Below are 3,504 nucleotides of genomic sequence, written 5' to 3'. Positions count from 1 at the left end.
GCCCGCACCTGCGCGTTCGAGCTGAATCTCGATGCCCTGCCGATCGTCGAGTCGCTGCCGGCGCCCGTCGTGTCGCCGTTCCCGCCGGTGTTGCAGGATGTCGCAGTCGTCGTCGACAAGGCCGTGCCCGCGGCGTCGGTCGAGGCGGCGCTGCGCGCCGGGGGCGGCGATCTGCTCGAGGACGTGCGCCTGTTCGACGTGTTCGAAGGCGCCCAGGTCGGGGAGGACCGCAAGTCGCTGGCGTTCGCGCTGCGGTTCCGCGCTCCGGACCGCACCCTCACCGAGGACGAGGCGAGCGCGGCCCGCGACGCCGCGGTGGCTTCCGCGTCGGCTGCAGTCGGAGCGCAACTGCGCGGATGATGGTCGGGTGGGCACGTATGTAGCCGTCGGGGGTGTGCGTGCCCACCTCGATCCCGGGAATCGACAGGATTCCGGCGCGGCCGCTGCGTCGGCGGCGATGGGGGACAGCGCCCCGACCGGCGACGTAGCCTGGAACCATGACCACGGACCCGCGCGACCCCGACCGTGCTCCCGAACCCGAGCGGCCCGACCACCCGGTTCCGGATGTGACTCCGGCCGAACCGAATTCGCCGACCGTGCCCGACGTGCCGCCGGGCCCGGACATCCCGGACGTGACGCCCGCCGACCCCGAACCGGAGGTCGAACCGTCCCCGTCGGTGCCCGACGTGACACCCGCCGAAGGGGTGGTGCGCGCACCGTCGATCGAGGAGATCACCGGCTACACCGAGGCGGGGGTGCCGACCTTCGAGGCGGTCCGCGACAAGATCGAGAAGCGTCTCGGCACCGCGATGGGTGCGGAGGAACTGGCCCGGGAGACCGAACCCGCGCGCACGCTCGAGGAGGAGTTCGAGGACAGGAAGAAGGCGGCCGCGGACAAGCTCGCCGAGATCCGGCGTTCGATGAGCTCCTGATCCACCGCCGGCTGCCCGCCGCCCATCCGGTGTCCGAGCGAATGTACCGTTCATTCGGTTGAAGGAGACGAGCGATACGTTCGCTCGGGTGGGGGTGGGCGGTTCCGGCGACCCGTGAGTGAATAAATTTGCATCGCCGTGCATAATGAATCGTATGGGTAACTCACCGGCATTCACGGCGACGCCGCAGTCGCCGATTCGGGTCGCGGTGGCGGGCGCCAGCGGCTACGCGGGCGGCGAAGTCCTCCGCCTGCTCCTCGGGCACCCCGCCTACCAGGACGGCTCCCTCGTCATCGGCGCACTGACCGCCGGCGGCAACGCCGGCGCGACCCTCCGCGAGTTCCACCCGCACCTGCTGCCCCTCGCCGACCGCGTCCTCGGCGCCACCGACCTCGACACCCTCACCGGTCACGACGTCGTCTTCCTGGGCCTGCCCCACGGGCACTCGGCGGTCATCGCCGAACAGCTCCCGGACACCACTGTCGTCATCGACTGCGGCGCCGACTTCCGGCTCGAATCCAGCGACGACTGGGCACGCTGGTACGGCGGCGAACACGCCGGCACCTGGCCCTACGGCATGCCCGAACTCCCCGGCAAACGCGAGCAGCTCGTCGGCGCCACCCGCATCGCGGTGCCCGGCTGCTACCCGACGTCCGCCTCGCTCGCGCTGGCCCCGGCGGTCGCCGCCGGCATCGTCGAACCGAAGGTGCAGATCGTCGCGGTCTCCGGCACCTCCGGCGCCGGCAAGTCCCCGAAGGTCGACCTGCTCGGCTCCGAGGTGATGGGCTCGGTCCGCGCCTACGGCGTCGGCGGCGTCCACCGGCACACCCCGGAGATCAAGCAGAACCTCTCCGCCCTCGCCGGCACCGAGGTCTCCGTCTCCTTCACCCCCGTCCTCGCGCCCATGCCGCGCGGCATCCTCGCCACCTGCACCGCACCGACCACCGCGACCGCCGCCGAGGCCCGTGCCGTGTACGAGAAGGCCTACGGCGACGAGCCGTTCGTGCAGCTGCTCCCCGAGGGCGTCCTGCCGGCCACCGGCTCGGTGGTCGGGTCCAACGCCGTGCAGCTCGCCGTCACCGTCGACGCCGACGCCGGCCTGCTGATCGTCGTCGCCGCGCTCGACAACCTGACCAAGGGCACCGCCGGCGCCGCGGTGCAGTCCATGAACCTGGCGCTCGGCCTGCCCGAGACCGCCGGCCTGTCCACCGTAGGAGTGGCCCCGTGACCGACCGGACCCCGCCCGCCGACGACACGCACGCGGAGCACGTCTACGCCGACGCCGTCGACATCGCCGGAGGCCGGCTCATCCGCACCCAGGGCGTGACCAGCCCCGCCGGTTTCCGGGCCGCCGGGATCCGCGCCGGCATCAAGGCCAGCGGCATCCCCGACCTCGCGCTCGTCTTCAACGAGGGCCCCGACCTGGCCGCCGCCGGCGTCTTCACCACCAACAAGGTCAAGGCCGCCCCCGTGCTGTGGTCCAGGCAGGTCCTCACCTCCGGCGCGCTGCGCGCGGTCATCCTCAACTCCGGCGGCGCCAACGCCTGCACCGGTCCCGGCGGTTTCCAGGACACCCACGCCACCGCCGAGGCCCTCGCCGACGCGCTGAGCAACTGGGGCACCGAAACCGGTGCCGGCGAGATCGCGGTGTGCTCCACCGGCCTGATCGGCGACCGACTGCCCATGGACAAGGTCCTCGCCGGCGTGCAGGAGATCGTCCACGAACTCGGCGGCGGCATCTCCGGCGGCACCGACGCCGCCTACGCGATCATGACCACCGACACCGTCCCCAAGCAGGCCGCGCTGCACCACGCCGACAAGTGGAACGTCGGCGGCATGGGCAAGGGCGCCGGCATGCTCGCCCCCGCGCTCGCCACCATGCTGGTCGTGCTCACCACCGACGCGGTCGCCACCTCCGCCCAGCTCGACGAGGCACTGCGCAACGCCACCCGGCGGACCTTCGACCGGCTCGACATCGACGGCGCCACCTCCACCAACGACACCGTGCTGCTGCTCGCGTCCGGTGCCAGCGGCATCGCCCCCGCCCAGGAAGACCTCAACGCCGCGGTCCTCGCCGTGTGCGACAGCCTCGCCGACCAGATGATGGCCGACGCCGAGGGCGTCACCAAGCGGGTCACCGTCACCGTCCGCGGCGCCGCCAGCGAATCCGACGCCCTCATCGGCGCCCGCACCGTCGCCCGCGACAGCCTGGTCAAGACCGCGCTGTTCGGCTCCGACCCCAACTGGGGCCGCGTCCTCGCCGCCATCGGCATCGCCCCCATCGAACTCGACCCGGACAAGATCTCGGTGACCTTCAACGGCAGTCCCGTGTGCATCGACGGCGTCGGGGCACCCGGCGCCCGCGAGGTCGACCTGTCCGGCATCGACATCGCCCTCGACATCGACCTCGGCATCGGCGACGCCGAAGTGTCCATCCGCACCACCGACCTCTCGCACGCGTACGTCGAAGAGAACTCGGCGTACTCGTCGTGACGGCACAGAATGTGACGGGAGACGACATGCTCGACGACCTCATCGCGAGCCTCACCTCGCACCAGAAGGCATTCGTGCT

3 protein-coding genes and 1 pseudogene are annotated in these 3,504 nt (G+C 71.8%); all 4 read left to right on the top strand.

The window, feature by feature from the left end:
• Positions 1-360, top strand: a pseudogene (locus tag I0Q12_RS14040) (phenylalanine--tRNA ligase subunit beta); the annotation flags it as partial.
• Between the two features lie 137 nt (positions 361-497).
• The gene (locus tag I0Q12_RS14035; RefSeq protein WP_197252505.1) at positions 498-932 is read left to right on the top strand and encodes a PspA/IM30 family protein; all 435 of its coding nucleotides are present in this window, start codon (positions 498-500) and stop codon (positions 930-932) included.
• Positions 933-1,086: 154 nt separating this feature from the next.
• Positions 1,087-2,160, top strand: a complete 1,074-nt coding sequence (gene argC / locus I0Q12_RS14030; protein WP_197252504.1) for an N-acetyl-gamma-glutamyl-phosphate reductase — start codon at positions 1,087-1,089, stop codon at positions 2,158-2,160.
• A 62-nt stretch (positions 2,161-2,222) separates the two neighbouring features.
• Entirely contained in the window at positions 2,223-3,425 is a 1,203-nt protein-coding gene (argJ, locus tag I0Q12_RS14025; protein WP_197252506.1) for a bifunctional glutamate N-acetyltransferase/amino-acid acetyltransferase ArgJ, read from the top strand.
• Positions 3,426-3,504: the final 79 nt, after the last annotated feature.

The sequence above is a fragment of the Rhodococcus sp. CX genome (assembly GCF_015865005.1).
GTDB lineage: Bacteria > Actinomycetota > Actinomycetes > Mycobacteriales > Mycobacteriaceae > Rhodococcus.
Note: the sequence above shows the minus strand (reverse complement) of the source record. Positions and strands in the feature narration are given on the sequence as shown.